General features: G+C 45.0%; 1 protein-coding gene. It reads left to right on the top strand.

Annotation, left to right across the window (positions count from 1 at the left end; translation table 11 throughout):
- Positions 1-157 precede the first annotated feature (157 nt).
- A partial coding sequence (locus Q8R38_04875) for a glycosyltransferase family 2 protein (GenBank protein MDP3791354.1) occupies positions 158-17,983 on the top strand: 17,826 nt, incomplete at its 3' end.

Here is a 17,983-nt window from a genome sequence, read left to right as displayed (position 1 = left end):
TAACGCATTGTATTTCAATGTGTTGCAATATAGTTAAAACACAAAAAAGCCAAATACCATGCATTGACTCTATATTATATATATGTTATACTTTTTATGTAATAGAAACAAAAAGGCAGTTCTTAACACAACATTTTTATGAAGGGTAATCAAAAAAATGTTTGCTTGGCGGAGCCGAAGAGATTCGGTTCAAAAAATATCGCTATCGGTTTTTAGTCATTTGGACCCGATATCCACCCGCGAAGAGCTTGGCCGCAAGTCTCTTATCATGGACTGGCAGAGCGCGCGGAATAAAAAGTGGATCCGGGCCATTGCGCTTATTTTGATAGTATGTTTTGTTAATCAGGATTTAGTCTGGGCGCAGGAAGGATCTCCCGTTTGGTCGAAAGGACAAAACGGGAATTTTGCTTTAAAGCCCCAGCCGGTCACGCCTCAAGGCGGGATAGCCATTCCCAAAGATGTCGCCGTTACTAAGGAAGTTTACAAATCCACCAACGGCGGCGATAAGACCATCATCAACATCCAGGACGCCCACGCCTCATTAGCAGCTCAAGAATCCATAGTGTCCATACTCGACTCATTAGTAACTAACTATGACCTAAAGCTGGTAGCCATAGAAGGTTCTCAAGGCTATATCGATACATCCATCCTGAAGACATTCCCCGATGAAGAGATCCGCAAGAATACCGCGAAATATTTCATGAAGAAAGGCAAGCTTTCCGCGGGTGAATTCTTTTCGATCACATCGGATCACGAAGTTGCGCTTTACGGTATCGAAGACAAGCCGCTCTATCTTGAAAACGTGGAGCAGTTTAGAAAAATCCATGACATTAATGAGCTTACCAGAAAGGATATAGCCAGCCTTACAGCGAATCTTAACAGCCTGAAAGAGAAGGCCTATTCAAAAGATTTGATGGCCCTGGAGAGCAACTCGGTCCTTCACAAGGACGGCAAGATCAGTTTTAGCGATAGATGGGAACTCGTAAATACATTAGCCGCCAGATACGGTATAAGCTACACCAGATACGAGAATCTCGCGAAGCTTGTTGAGTCTCTGAAATTAGAGAAGAAGATAAATTTCCAAAAGGCGAACAAAGAACGTGACGCTCTCATAGATGTGCTAAGCAAGAAGATGCTGAAGCAGGACCTGGAGCAGCTGGTCCTGAAAAGCTTATCGTTCAAAATGAATAAGATCTCGCAGAGCGAATATTATATATACCTGCAGGAGCTTGCCCAAAGATACGGTATAGCTCCGGATCCGTACAAAGGCCTTATCACCTACACAGAATACATATCGCTTTACGAATCGATAGACCTTGTCGAGATATTTGAAGAGGTAAGGAAATTCGAGGACTCTATAAAAGAGAAGCTTTTTACGAATGATTACCAGCGCAAGCTGCATGATTTCTCAAGGTTCGTTTCTCTTGTAAAAGACCTTTATGAATTGAAGCTGACCAACGGTGACCTGGAAGAGCTGGTCGCGAATAAGAATAGAGTGGACGCCGCATCGGTAGCCGGCCTTATCAGAGAAGGTTTGTCCAAATACGGCGTCGCAATCGATGGCGGCTATGACCTTGGCGTTATATTCGAGAATATACAACCTGCCCTGGCGTTCTATAAAACGGCGGAAGAGAGAAACTCCGCGATACTTACCAACACCATAAACAAGATGCAAGCTACCGGCCAGAATGTCGCGGCCCTTGTCACAGGCGGTTACCACACAAAAGGCCTGACGCAACTTCTAAAGCAGAAAGAGACATCGTACATAGTTATCCTGCCTAAATTCGATTCATCCAAAGGCGATCGTCCGTATGTAGCTATACTCACAAACAAAAAAGAGCCGTATGAAGACCTTCTTGAGACAGGCGAGTACAGCCTGTTGTCTGACAACTATCTGAAGAATAGCATGGCCGATCCGAAACAAGCCCAAAGCTTTCTGTTAGACGCCATTATCACAAGCTTAGGCCAGGCTGCCATAGAAAACAGGGATGTCGAGAGTGTTAAGAAGCTGTGGCTGGCAGGGTATACGAACGCGTATGAATCTTTAAAGGCAAAGGGCCTGATTTCTGAACCGTCTTACCCACCGGGAGGGGAGACGGTATTCGCATTGCCGAGACCTATTTACAGAACGATTTTGAAAAATGCTGATGGTAGTATCGAAAATAGGGCAACGGCACCCGAAGAGATGGTTAAATTTAAAGAGAGGATGAAGCGGACACTCGCGGCCAAAGGTACGCAGTCCATATCGATAGAGGATCGGCTCGCTAAGGTAGAATCGGCCACAAAGGATATGCTGGTCGAATCGATCACAGAGGGAATGAATAAAAATAAAGCTAAAAAAGATTTTGATACGGAATTTTCAAGGGTAGCCAACAGGAAGCAATTCTATAATGGGTTAACAGGCGATGAGAAGAGCGCGGTTAAGAAATCCGTACGCGGCAGAATAGATATGGGTGATAAGCAATTAGCCGGCACATGGGTTATTCCTACCCCCAGTCCAAGAACTGTCGAAGGCATGTTAAGGACGGTCTCTGTTCATAGAAATACGTCTACAGAGGCGGTCGTCAGAGTCGGTGGTGAGCCGCTGGCAGTGGAAGCAGCTCCGGCTCAGCAACTGCTGACCGAGCCAAGCAAGCCGGATGTTATACCTATTATAAGACAGATACGCGCCATTAGGCATGCTTTGGAGAGGCGCATAAGAGAGCGAGACATAGTTGCCATAGAAAATCTTATTATGCGCGCCGACATCGCTAAAGGCGCTATTCAGGAAAAAGATTCCTTGAGGAAGCGCGCGTATAATTTCAAAACAGACGATGTTGAGGTAGGGAAAAGAGAATTTGATCGGCTTTTTGCTTTAGCCAATAAGGCCCGAGTGGATTTTAAAACAGAACTGGAAGAGTTGCGAGCCGAACCGGCCCCCGCGCAAATACCTTCAGAAACAATGATCGATGCCGTTGCGAGCAGGTTGGCTACGGATCGCACAGCAGCGTTTTACTCCCACTTTGGAGATGGTAAGTACATTACAACGGGATCTGTAGTAAAAGCGCTTGAAGCAGAAGGCGTATCAATAGACGAAAATTACCAGAACGATCGCGGGATGATGATCCTGTTGAATAAGCTTATAATACGGCTGGAAACAATAAGGCTGTCGGAAGTTGAGAATGAGGTTGGGCTGGTAAATGAGCTTAAAACAGAATTTGATAAACTAACCGATGCCGAAGTATTGCGAAAATATCATGAATATCTTGTTCAATATGCGATAGAGGGCACTCCGCGCAAAGGCCGATATGAAACATCGGCAGGTTCAGGCAGGGCCCAGACCCCGGATGAATTCGATCCGCCCGCTTATGCCGATATATTCGGTAATGCAATAGCTGTCTATAAGTCATACCTTGAGCTTTACATTGGCGCAAAAAATGATGCAGACCTGGATAGATATGCGGCAGGGATCCGCAAATACGCCGCCCAGGCATATGTCTTTATAAAAGTCCTTACGTGGGATGACGCGACGCTTGAAAGAGCAAAATCACAGCTTGCGGCTGAAGACCTCGCAGCCCCTAAAACGCTGACACAGGAGACAGCGATGCCTTCTGCTCGGCCGGTTGTTACTACAAAAGGCAGGAATATAGGCGCTGTCAGGATCAGACTGATTGCTGCAATATGCGCCATGGCATTTCCGGCCTTAATAGCGATTGCAGCAATAACTCCTGTTATCAAAAATTTGTATATGGCGACACAACCACCGCAGCCGTCCGTGCCTGCAGCAATTGCCCCCGCGCCGACAATTTCCGGCCCGGCCGTTCAACTCGAATACGAGTCAAAGAATTGGACAGTAAGCAGATCTATAGTAATAGATTTCTCCTACAATAATCAGTTCGCCAGATTAGTTATTCAAGAAACGCCCAATGGCTACAGTATAAACCTTCCCCAGGGCGTTGAATTAAGCAATGAGCAGAAAAAAGAAGTCTTGCGCAATTATATAGTTACGGGCCAGCACCTGGGAGAAGTTAAAACCGTCATAGAATTTATGTTGTTGAAAGGCGAATATGTCGATACGGATAAGGTAAAAGCATCAAATGGAGCGTATATATTCCTGCAGAAAGCAGCAAAGCATATAGACAGACGTTTGAAGAAAGAAGGCCCAAAAGCAAAGTTATATCAGGATAGATCTGAAGTTACCGCGCAACTCAAGATATCAGAAGCGCAATATGCAGCCGCCCTAAGGGGCGAGATAAACAGGTTATATGGATTTACAAGAATTTGCTCTAAGGTGGTTTACGCTGATAAGAATGCAGATTACCAGGAAGACATGGCGGTCCTTTTGCTTTTAACCGCCATTCACGAAAGTGATAAATTAGAAAACCGCGCGCAGGATAAAAACGGGCCGGCAAAAAGCCTGTTTATGATCCAGCCGCGCAGCGCGAAGACTATCCTGGCCTGGGCCAGCAGGGATCCTATGCAAGCGCGATTATTGTCTCATGCTTTTGGGGTGCCTGTTGGGGAACTCTTGGCATTAACAGAGCCTGACATTTCAAAACTGCTTGAAAATAAATCCAACGATATTTCCTCATTGCTTTTAGCAATGCTTCATTACAAATATTATATGGAAAAAACACGTCCTGAAGCTTACCCCCCGACAAGGCAGCTTTTAAGAAATAATCTTAGCCGGTATGCAGGACCGTGGGTTAAGTTTTATAATAAAGGTTCACGACCAGGGGCCTTGAATGAATTTACCAGCAGTATAAGTAACAGCATTGTCCAGCAGGCGCTCCCGGAAGAATTACAGTTAAGATCAGAAGCGCCTTCTTTAAGAACAAGACTGGCATTCTCCACTAATAATTTGTTTCCTTTCATTATCGGCGCCGCAGGGATTATATCGCTCTTCGGCCAACAGGCAAACGCTGCCATTGCCGGTGTTTTCCAGAGCCCGATAGCAAACAATATAAACATACCGTATGGAATTATTGCATGGGGACTGGTATTCAGCCTGATCATATACCAATTGTACAAGAGGAATGCGCAGGAGCCGAAACAAACCTCGGCGCGGGAACAGATTCTGACATCGCCGCAGAGAAAAGCAGGTTCTGCTTGGATTTCGTCTGCTATATTAACTATTTATGGTTTACCGCTTATAATATCTATCCCTTCATTATTTATACCTCTTTTTCTTGGTCAATATGCCATATTTGCATATCTTAGCCTGCTTCTTATATTTGGAGGGGGCCGTATGTTTCTTTTTATCGCCTATTACATAATCGCTCATATGTTTATCTTGCTTGATTTAGATAAATTCACTTACCGGGTCAATAGCAAATTCTTTTCGTATCGGATCCCCGAAGGGAATTATAGCGGCAAATGGAAAACGCAAACAATTCAAATACCTATTTATATGGAACCATGGCCGGTTATTCGGGCGAATCTCGAAAGTTCTATCGAGGCGGTCAGGCGATACAATGTAGAAACAGGAAAACCTATAGCGAATATTATGGTGAATGACGATGGCCTGATGCAGTTGTCAGACAACGATCCCCTCGGACTGGAAGCAAAGATTAAGGAAAAATTGAGTAACCAGGAAAAATTGACAAAGGATGAAATAGAATTTCATAATCGCATGACATTTTATCGCAGTCATGCAGGCGAGGGTTTTTCAGTAATTGCGAGACCAAAACATCGATCACAATTTGCCTGGGGTACATTCGAACGCCGGGGCTCATTCAAAAAAGGCAGCAATCTGAATCATAGCTACATGTTAAGCGATCTGGTTGAAAAGGCAATGGGCCAGGGTATGTCTGCAGAACAGGCGCTTGCGGTTGCGAGAAGCAGCCTCGTTGCGGGTCAAAGTATTTTTGCAAATACATTTGTATTGGGTACACCTAGAATAGGAGAATTAGCCCTTCTCCTTGATAAAGACTCAATCGTCCCTCCGGCAGGTCTTATGCAAACTGTCAAAGAATTCATAGATGACCCGGACTTGGCATTTACGCAAAATTCAATTTATGTGACAAATGCAGAAACAAACTGGTTTTCAGCGCTTCTGTCTCACGGATACGAAGTTTATATTAAATATTTGTTTCCAGTAGAAGCTCATTATGGTTTTCCCAGAATGTTTGGACACAACGCCTTTGTTCGGAAAGAAGCCTTAAAGCAAGTCGGTTATTGGAATGAAAACCAGGTTGGTGAAGATACCGCATTTTCCGTTGCTGTGTCGCAAACTGTAAATCCAGCAACCGGAAACCTTTATTTTGGGCGATTTGTCCAGTATGAAACTCTGAATTTTGGAGAATGCATGCGCCTGAGTCTGGAAGATTTAGAGCGGGAAATCAAAAAACGAGGCATCGCAGAAGAAGCTATCCAGGGCTTTATGCGGCATATCGAACGAGCCGGGTTCGATGAATATCTCCCACTTTATAATGTCAGGAAGAGTGTTTTTAAGGCAGCTATGAATACGGAAGGCGGACTGACAAGAAAAATTATTTTAAGTCTGTTCCTTCATTTCGAATCACTGCAATCTTTCGGAGAGGCGGCCCCGGAGAGCATCAATGCAGACCTCCCGAGAAAGACCAAATTTGCGCATGGCGATACCGAAATAATCCTTAACCCTATCAGCCAGTGGATAAAATCAGGCATATTAAAACCTGCAACTCTTTCCTTTTTGAAGAATAAGCAGATTCCATGGTATGTAAAATTTAACTTTTTACAAGGCATGACAATACCATTAGAATCTTTTATGCCGTTTATATTTTTATCGATCAACATTATTTTCTTTCAACTATTCGGAAGTGCTTTTTTCCTGAAACTGCACATAGGGGGTGCTTGTGTAACTTTATTTTTAATTGGAACATTTCTTATTTTATTAAGTTCTCTAACAATGACAATGAGAAGCAATGACATAACGAAAAAAGGAGGCTTGATCTGGAATACTTTTAAAAATTTCATTCGCATACAATTCCAGGGTTGGGTATATGCAGGAATTTATTTTTATACGTCACTTGGCGCAGGCCGTTATTTATTGGGCAAAAAAGTCGTACATATGCCAACTCCCATTTTTGACGAAGAGGGGGATAAGTCGATCAAAGAAATCATGAGTAGGATTATAACCGGTAAAGCAACTGTTTTTGCGTTGGCGCTGACTGTGTTGACAATGAATTTGGTAGGTTTTTATTCGAGACTGGAAGTAAATCATGTTACTCTGATCCTGGGTATGACTGGTTTCGTTGCGGGGCTTTTCGGGATTATCGGGCCCTTTGTTTTTGAAACGGCATTTGTCGCGAATGTGAACGCCGGTGTTAGATATTATTACAAAAGCATATTGGATATAAGAAATAGGGTGATTGAGTTTATTCTAAAGGGGCAAAGACAGCCGCAGCGGATTCAATTACAGCCATTCTCCCTCAGATTTTTACTCCCGATAGTTATTGCCCTGAGCTTAGCTTTCCCTGCAACGACTATGAGTGGCAAAAGCCATGAGCCGGAGATTATTCCTTCTGCAACTCAAGTTTCAGGTCAAGTAACATCCGAAGAATTGGTCGCTAAGACCTTGGCTATCCAGGAAGCAAGAACCGGCCAATTACCTAAAAATTTCAGCACTCCCGATGAATTCAGAAAGCATGTCCTGACCAAAACCTTAAAATTGTATCTTACCGGGAAGGCCCGCGAAGGCTTAACCGTTTTTGATCATTATAAGCTCAATGGTGCAGATTTGACAGAAGGCGCCCGTTATTCTCAACCTGAATTGTACGGCCTTCTGATCAAAGGGCATTTAGCGGTTATTGCCGGTGAAATCAAAGATACCGATCTCCCAGTGGCTAAATCACGCCAAGAATTACTTGAAGTCATAAGATTGGTCAATCGGATTCGCAATCCCGAGACCGGCCTTCTCCCATGGGTACAGATGACCGAAGATGGGGGCATTCGTCCTGACCCTAACCAGTTGGGGCGGGTTAATATCCTGGATAACGCATTCCTTATCGGCGACATGTTAAGTGTTGTGGGGGCTCTGAGTGATTCCAATGATCCAACAGATCAAAAAACAATTCAGGAAGCCACCCGTTTCACTTCAGAAATAAAATGGAATAAATTTTTTAACGCGAGAAAAGGTCTTTTTGCGGCGAATTATTATTCGGATAATGAAGAAGGGAAGAAAAATACAGAACCATCCGGGAACGTAATTTATTACGATCAAATTTACAGCGAAAGCCTGCTGGTTTACTTGTTTGGATCGGTTTTGGGCGATGTTTCTGTAAAATGGGATCAAATGAAATATAATCATCGATTGGTCCAGGAAAACGGGATTTATTTCTATGCCCCGGAACTCAAAGAAGGCGCGCTCTTCCAATTTCCATATTATTTATATTTTTCTCACGATTTTAACGGTGCTTTATTGCAGGCAGATCAACATTTGATTTCGGCAAGTTTACTGTCGTCTTATCGCCATGGATATCCTATACCCGGCAGTCCCGCGTCAGATCCATCCGCAAATGAATTCAATTATATTCATGGAGGCGTCCAGGCGATCGCGCAAGACGGAATCCAGGAAAATTACGCCGCGCCATTAAATGCCGGCTTGCTTTATGCGGCTCATCCGCAACATACCTTGGTGCCATTAAGCGGCGCCTATCAAGCGGAAGGAGTTTTCGGTCCATTCGGTTTCGCTGATGCCTATCAAATGAAAGATGTAAAGCCGGAAAGCAGTCAATGGAGGGTATCCAGCAATGATTATTTCTTAATTTCGGGCCTGCTGGCGCCATCGACACAAGGGAATATTAAACGCGCTATTCAGGGGAATCCCGCATATCGTGGACGATATGGGTCTCTTCAAGCAAATTTTGGGGCAGTTTATCGGTTTAAAGCGTTCCCGGATCAGGCGGATTTGGCAATGGTGAGTAACCAGCAAATTTTCCGCGCAGCGGTACACGGGGGGGATGCAGCGGAAAAATTGCAAGCTATCGAGAAAGATGACGGCGCTATTCAGCTTTCTTTCCCATTTAACGGTGAAGGGGACTTTGGCTTTCATTGGTTTAAATCAGAAGCGCAAGTTTCCATATCAGGTTTAAACCAGGTCTCTTTCGATTTCAAGGCGCAAAAAGGAAAAGTGCCGGAGAAGATTAAGATCGAATTTCATGAAATAAAAGATGGAAGGGAACAAAATTATTATCAATTTTATGTGGAGATCGGTAAGTACTATAAAAATTTCGGGAATTGGCAAACGATAGAAGTTCCTATACCGAAACCCAATGCCTTACTGGGACGCAAGCTCGATGTTCTTGTTCTGGTTGTCGAAGGGCGGGTTAATTCAAATCAGCCTGCTTTTGAATTGAGACCTAATTTTACTTTTTCAGCTTCTCCCGCAAAGCCAGAATCTCCTGAAGGCAAGCCCGCTCGAGGGCCGATCCCCGGATGGCTTATGGCGGGCATGGGATTTTCCGGCTTAAGCGCTTTATTTGCCGCGCCGCAAACTGCAAGCGCCGCATTTGCCGGGGTAGATATTGTTGAAGCTATGCCGGGAATGCCCGTAAGTCCTGTGAGCACGCTTTATGAAACTATAGGCTTGGGCTTTGCAGTAGCTCTTGGGCTGATAATAATAGCTTATTTTTCATTTAAAATTTATGCCCGTATAAAAGCAGCCATAATCCTCGCAGTCTTATTGAAAAAACCGGAAATAAGCGAAGCAGATGAAGAAAAATTTGTTAAGATCGGGAGATTAGCTGTTCCTGTTCCCCCAGGGCCAACTCCCACAGTACCTGCGACATTGGAGCAAGCCATTGCCGGGTTGAAGATTGTTATGGCAAGCCCTGAATGGGCGCTGTTAAGCAATGTTTCAAAAACTATTGTACTCAATTATTTCTTTAATAAGTATAAGCTGTCTTTGCGTGATCAGGGCGGTATCAACGATTGGCAGCGGCTTGTAAAGATCACCGGAGTAAAGCCCGAAGCTATCCCGATCTGGTATGACGCGCCGCAATTAAGACGCCTCGGCCTGACCGACGCGAAAGCGGTAATGGTATTCATGATAGAAAGAGAAAAAGCCGCCATCGCGCGAGAGAAAGCGAAGCCCGAATTTGCATCCCAGGAGACAGCACAGCTAAAAATTGAATTAATGAAAGTCGAAGGGCAATGCGCGGCGGTTACCGAAGATATGGCCGGTATCGGCGCGAGGATGCAGGGTCTTGATAGTAAAGGCCAGCTCTACGCCGATCTTATGCTGCAATATAGGCTAAAAGATGAACGACTGAGACAACTGGAAGCGGGGCGGAAAGCCATCGAGTCCATTATTAGAAAACGTGAGGCCGGCACACCATGGGCGCTATTCAAGGCCCGCGTCCGGCGCGTTCTCGCAGATCGCCTGCGCGGTATCGCAGACACGTTTTCGATGCCGGCGCCCAGGAGGGCATTGACAACTATTGTGTTATGTACGGCAATCGCCATGACTTTTATTTGTATGGTGCATGCATCTATTTCACCGGCGACACTTGCGGCGCACAGATTCGCGGAAAAAACGGCCACGACGATGATTTCACAAGCTACGCAACCCGCTGCGACACAGTCCACGACCCAGCCTGTAGCGACACAACCAACGACCGCACCCGCGGCACAACCTGCCGCGCCAGTTACAACGCAGCCGTCCGCGCCAACGACCGCGCCCGCGCCGCAGCCATCCGCGACACAAACTGCCGGCAAGGCGGAAATCGATTACTATGGAAACCGCCTAAAGCAGATAGAAGAAGCTCTGAGGGAGAACAAGGTAAAACGTTTTGCCACCATAATCGAATATGCCTTCACAGACTATGTCCGTAATAATATAAATCTTGATTTGGCGACAAAAGAGGATCTTGAGAAGAAGATCCTGATAGATACGATAGCGAGGACCTTCTTTGAGGAGTTGGAGAATAGGAAGCGCGCTGCAGGAGTGCTCAAAAGCGAAGATATTATTTATGCCATAGCCAAGGCAAAAGACAGGGTAGATGTGCTGCTAAAGGGCAGGCCTGACAGCGAGATAAATGTGGTAAAAAGTATTGTCGAGGTCACTTTAAGAGAAAAGGCTTCCGCGCTTCTGGAAGAGCTCTACAAGGAAACATTCTTTAGCAAGATAAGAGATTCTATCCGTGAAAAACTCGAGGCGATTAAACAGTTTTATGCCGCGAGGATGGAAGAATTGGAAAAATCCGCCGCCACAGCCGAAACAACGGCGCCAATTTATTCAGACTTGACCGTAGACCAAGTATTTCTAAGGAGCTTGGACACCATAGATCATTACACGGTGCTCGAGGAAATAGCTAAGCAAGAGGGCATCGTTTTGACGGCGCAGGACAAGGTGCAATTAGCAGCTATCATGAAATTAGGCCTCGTGGGAGGAATTCAATCCGGAGGAGAAGTAAGTTTCTATTTAATAAACCCTGCCGGGCCGGTAAGAGAGGATATAGCGCGTTACAGGCCGGTATGGCAGAGACTTTTGACAAACAAGGCCATACAGGATCTTCTGAATAAAATATACAGTTATCAGACAAGATATGTCGAGGCTTATCAGAAGAAAGAAAATTATGTAAAGATGCGCGATGAGTTCTTCAGCCAGATAGAAGCCGCGGCAAGAAGAAACGTGAAATTGCAATATTCTGACGCCGAGATAGAACGCATGCGTAACGAAATAGAGAATTCTATACGGCAGCAGGATGATGTAATGGAGGATGTGCGAAAGGATATAAAGAAGCTCTTGAGGTTAAAACCTGCTGACAATATAACATTGAGCTCCGATTTTACAGCGTGGAGAGAGCTTAGCAAGAATATTATAAGCGATTCGACCGGTAAGATGCTTAAGGACAGATATGGCATTGTAGAGACAGCAGAGAGCATGGGCGAATTATTGAGCAATGTAAATTCTCAAATGGCTACCCTTGATTACAACTTAAAGCGGGCGGAGAAGGAAACAAGTGTATTGTTAAGAGCGCGTTTATTATTCGGTTCGGACGGGGCATTCGGCTCATTCCTTGCCCTTGAATTCAGAAACGATAAAAAGACGGATCCCATGACTTCCTTTAATAGGGCTTTTAACGGCATCTTAAAATTTGAAAATGAAGTTAAAGCCACAAGAATAAGAAGAGAGCAGCTTTCAAGGCAGGCCAGGGAAGTCGGCGGTAGAATAACGACACTGGAGAAAGAAGCGGCGACCTTGGCAGAACAAGTCGCCAGAGAAAGACTAAAACAATACACCGACAGCCGGGGACAGTTGGTGCCGGTATCAGCGGCTACCGAAAGCTCCCGGAAATATTCCGCGGTATTGGATCAATTGGCCATGGAGCGCGGTAATTTACAAAATATATCAACGGAGTTACAGAGCTTAAACAAAGGGCTTAGCTTCGTAACCGCCAAAACTCCCGACGATCATGAGTACGACATAGTTTATTGCAGCGGCGAAAGTTATTGGGTCAGGGGAGAGGGCATACCCTTTATGAAAGATTATGGTTTGGACCTTGGGCTATTCTCCGCGCGCGATGTATCTAAAAAGCGGTTTGACGTAGCGCTCTTCGGGCAGAAAGAAGTGAAGCCGTACGCGATCTTGGTAAGAAAGAGCGACGGCAATACGCGTGTGGTTGAGAACGAAGACAATATAGAAAAACTTAAAATCAGCGGTTGGAAATTTAATACTGCCGGAGTTGGCGAAGAGTTCCGGCTTGATCCGAAACATGTTGAGATGCTTGAGAGGGCTGAAAAATTGGTCAGGCCGCAACCCGTTGAGGGGCATTATGTTTCGTCGGGGCTGGCAGGGGATATACGAAAGGCGCATGAGGGCTCGCCGGATATTGCCATGGCGAGAAATGAAGTAAGCGCAGTTAAGCGGACCCTGCAGGCAAAGCTTGCTGAGATACCCGAAGCGCATAAGCTAAAATCCCTTCTGAAACAGCGTGAAAAGCTGGAAAAGAAATTCTATGGAGCATTTAAAAAGGACCCCAGCGAGAAGGTGCTGGCAGAATTCCGCGGTAAACTTGACGATCTGGAAGCCTCGATAGATGTGATAACGAACGCGCTTCTGAAAAACATACAAAGCGCGACGGCGAACAAAACAGATAGAAGCGCTCTGGATAAATTATTTGGGAACCGTCCGACGTTAAAAGTAGAGGGGTTCGATCTGGAGGCCGGTATGCCGTTGACTATCGGCGGCAAAATAAAAATAACCGTCGGCAAAGAGTACTACGGCGAAGTGATGCTTTTGGAAAATGCCAGGAAGAAAGCCGAGAACAACGTCGTAGGTTTAGAGAATGCGACAACGACGGGAGTCATTAAAATAGCCATTGAATTAAGAAAAGCAAAATCCGCCTGTAATCTGGCAGATGCCCGCTTATCTAAACTGGCTGCTATCAAATCGCACCTTGAAGAGGCCATAAAAGACAACCCTGCGAATAAAGATGAGCTTCAAATAGAACTTCAGGATACCAAAAGAGAGGCCAGTGAGCTGTCTGTTAATAGAGACAGGACAAATTCTTACTATCTCGATCTCGCTACTCAATACAAAGCATTTTTAGGGGTGGCAAGCGCCGCCGACCTCAATATAAATGAAATATTGTCTTTGACTCCGGAAGCGATGCATCAGAGGATAACAGAGATCATGTCGAACCGGGGATTATTCGATGGGACATGGATGGATACCGACAGGCAGCTCGTTAAAGAGACCGCGGAAATAATGAAGTACATGTCGCTGGAAAAGATAGGGATACCTGTTGAAATGATGGCTAATACTTCCGGCTTCTTTGTGGCGGCTGAGCTATTCAGCGGTGAAAAATGGAAATCCGTATTATTAAGACGCGAAGACGCAGGTGCTTTAGTGAAGAAGGCCCAGTTAATATACGATGACGTTGGCATCGCTCTTTATAATCAGAAGAAGAGCACCGGCCTTGCGTATAACGCTACTACCAGTAACCTGCAGTTGAAGAAGGATAAATTGGTTGCGGCTAGGAATGACGTGAAGTTTGTTTCCGGAAAAGATATTATAGATAGAAAGACTACTTTGCAGGGCACTCTCGATACTCTCAGGGCCCAGAGTGACGCGTTAAGAGCCGAAGACGAAGAACAGGATATGAAAGCAGTCTTATTGCATATGGATCTTTCAAAACAGATGTCAGATTTATACGCTGGGGCGGCAGATCTCACGCGGGAAGAGTTACGACAGGGAGAGCCTATAACAGTTTCAAGCATATCAGAGATAAAGAGTGAAGACGCGAATGCTGCCATAAACGCTGTAATGGCCGGAAGAATGGCCAAAATTGAACGAGATAGCCGCTTATGGAGCCCTATTTCTACGACAACTTCTTTTGTGTCGGGAGGTTTTGGCGGGATAGGCACACAGCCCGGAGGCCCTGCCACCGATTCCGGCACACCTGTAATACACCCTCTTTCTACCGCTTCTTCTTCGAGCTCCGTAAAGCCTGCTTCGAGCAGCGGCACTTCTACCTCTGGATCTTCGACTGGCAGCGGGCAACAGTCCTCTACGGGAATAATTTTAAACGGAGGCTTGATATTCAGTTATGACCTTACAAAATTATTTTTTGGCCAGGATGCCAAGATTGCTGAAAAACAAGCGGCCTTAGCCGGATTAAATAAGAAAGAAGCGGATCTATCGGCTACAGAAAAAGATATCAGAGCGGCGTCTGACGTGGAGACTGCCAATGCGCTTGTGGTGCTTGCCGAGGAACAAAAAAGAGACAGGGCTAATGATGTGAAGATCGCGAATGTTCCTTATTCGCAGGAAGAGAAAGGCAGAGAATCGATAGGCCCCGCAGATACATTACGGGAGGCGGATGCTTTCTTAAAAATATGCAGGGATGCTCTGGGCATAGCTAAAAACAATTTGCAGACGATAAGGAGGACGACCAATTCCGACGTAACAGTGACCGACGACTTGTTTAGGGACGCGATGCCTGAATTCGCGATCATGCTCCAGCAGAGAATGTTAGACTCAAGCAGCGAAGACGCCAGTGTGAAAGCCATTGAGGTGGCAAGGGCGATAGCGGGTTTAAAGATAAAGCAGGCATGGGTAGACAGATGGTTGCCGCAGATAAGGGCGGAGGTCGTTGCAAGCATGCTGGATATGAATATAGGTATTGAGGCAAGAAAAGAGATACTAGACGGCGGCAGGCTTGAGGCCCGGCAGATCATAGAGCGCTTAAAGGCCAAAAACATTGATAAGGAAAAGATAGAAAGAGTATTGGGAGCTATTTATAAAGTAGACTCTTTATTTACCTCTTTAGAGAGGGATCTGAAAAGGCTGGAAAGCGCGGAAACAGAACTCATAATATCCATGAGAGAATATCGCAGGCAGAGAGAGAATTTCCTGGCGAAGAGAGTCAATTGGGCGGATTACCGGGACGCTATAGAAAAGCTTGAAAAGGCGTCTGTAGAATATGTAATTGCGCGTGGCGTTTATAGAGGGTCTTATGCCATTACGATTGCCAATCTCAACAGCTATGGAATAACCAAGGAAGAAATAAGCGGATACGAGGGAAAGCGCATAAGATCCATGCCAAAAAAGGTAAAGAAGCTTGTCTCGGGAGAAGACTTAAAGTTAAAGCGCCAGAGAGAGGCGGCGGAAGAATTACTCGCGGAGAGAAGACGGGTAGATGCGCAAAAGCGGGAAGAGGCGCAGAGAAGAGCCGATGAAGCTGCCGCAAACAACGAAATAATAGAAAAAGGTATTAAAGAAAAAATGGCGCAAGTGGAGGCAGAGACAAAAAAAGCTACCGGCAAGGAGCAAGCCGTAAGGCCTGTTTCCGAATCATTAACACGCGCCAAACTTGATGCAAGCAAAGAGTATAGAAATGCGGTTGCGGGCTTATTAGACGCTCTTAACATAAGCTATGGCAATGACAGGGTTTTGAATATTGATGACTGGTCAAACTTTTTTAAATCACATGAAGGCGCTCACCGCTTAAATGAAGCTGAGATGATCGAAAAGCTAAAAAAGATGATCGCGTCGTATGGAGATCTTACTCCAGAGCAGAAAAAATCTTTGCGTGAAATAGCTCTTAGGGATGACCAGGTCATAAGGTGGGACAAGCATTATGAAAGCGGCCTCTCTATGGTGCAGAGAAATAATTTGAATTATTCTATCTCGGTAGAAGCGGATGGCAGGATCAAAGGCGATAATAAAGTACGCATAAACAAGGACGACAAAGGTTACATCAGTTTAACCGAAATAGGTATTCTGAGTTACGCGGTAACCATGAATATGGCTAACCCGCAAGCTGATCCAAAAGCTGTTATAAATGAAATAATACGTTACGAAAGACTTGGAGAGCAGGAAAGAAGGGGCGAGCTCACCTATGATGGGCGAGCTTTTAAAGATTATTTAGAATGGCTAAAAAGGCAGGCGATAGACTTAGATAATAAAGAGTTTTATAAGCTTCCTCCGGATAGCGCGCTAAGAAAACTCGATAATAACAGAGTAAGGGATATTATAGAAAAGACGTTTGGTGACGCGCATTATGTATTTGGGGATGGAACAGGGCAGGGAACTGTAGGCGTATGGAATATATTCAGGCTCATTAATACTAAGGCACAGTCAGATAAGGCGAAAGATCCGTATAAAGGGTTTGAAAATTTTATGCGGATATTAAAAGATGTCGCCAGGCAGGATGATGTTGGCCTGGAAAGATTTTACGAAGGGTTTACAAAGGAGAAGCTGTCCAAGCTTCCTAATGCCGCCAGGCTCAAAGCCCTCATGACAAAGGCCAAGTCTCTGGATCCCGTAAAAGATTATGAAGAATTGGTCTTGGTTAATAATGAAATTGAGCAGGAATTGTCGATTTTAAGGGAAGGGCAAATCTATGGAAACGGTATATATATCATTAAATACGCCCTTGAGAAAAATCCGGATATTTTTGAAGCTCTTACCATCAGGGATCTCATCCCTCAGGAGATACAGCGCATACTCTCATTCATAAAGGAGCATTTCCATTTTCTCACCACGATAAAACCATATATACAGAACGTGTATGATATGAAAGAGCCTTTCGATGTAACTAATCCGGACCACATAGGCCTCTTGACAAGTTTTTATGAATTGTCCCGGGCAAACGGATGGAGTACGGCAGAATCTGTATACATATTAAAGAGATTGGCAGACGCGAGGGAAGAAGCGCGTGATTTCATAGCGATGCTTAGAGAAGGGAACAGGGAAGGCGTTATCTTTACCCCAACCCCGAAAAATGAAAAAGACTTCCAGGATATAGGCTTTCTATTCGGATATACATTCTCCAGGATTAACAGTAAAGGGGGATGGAATAATCCTGCTTACGGCAACATGAATGAGCGTATAAAAAATATGGGGAAGATTAAGCATGCCGTAGAAGGCTATTACATAGCCCTTGGTGAAAAACCCGGATACAAAATAACAATAGACAAAGATCCGGACAGGTCGGGAGTGAATGTCGGCAGGATAATGGCATGGGAAGATTACCTCAGCGCAAGATTGAGCAATGACGTTAATAAATTAGAAAGAATCCTTAAAATTGCCGGTAATTTAGGAAGCCCTGAACATGGAATAAAAGGCCTCCAGGGCGGGCTCGGTTCTACCGATGCCGATTTTGCGATAGAGGGTCTTAGGATAGGGATAGCCCAGGATATCGTAAATCGTTCCGGCAGATGGGAGCTGTTTTTTGACGGTAATGGAATAGCGAAAGACGCAATTAGCCGTAGAGAAGTGGAAAGGCTGATTAATGAAGTCCGTCCCAATGTATATAGATCGATCAAGGATTTTATCAAACATGATCCTGCCTTGTCCAAAAAACAAAACGAATGGCATGTGGCAGGCATCACAATGGCAATAGCGAGAGACATAGTGACAAACTATAAATCATGGCAAAAATTCTTTACGTCCGATGGCACAATAGACGCTGACAAAGATAAGGCAGGGACGCCCGAAGGGGATAAGCAGAAGGCCCAGCGCGATACAAACGTCAAGCAGTTGTTTGGAACGGTCATTCCCAATCTCCAGGAA

Source organism: Candidatus Omnitrophota bacterium (genome assembly GCA_030695905.1).
In the GTDB taxonomy this organism is placed as follows: Bacteria; Omnitrophota; Gorgyraeia; order 2-01-FULL-45-10; family 2-01-FULL-45-10; genus CAZHPY01.
This window is presented reverse-complemented; position numbering and strand designations above follow the sequence as displayed.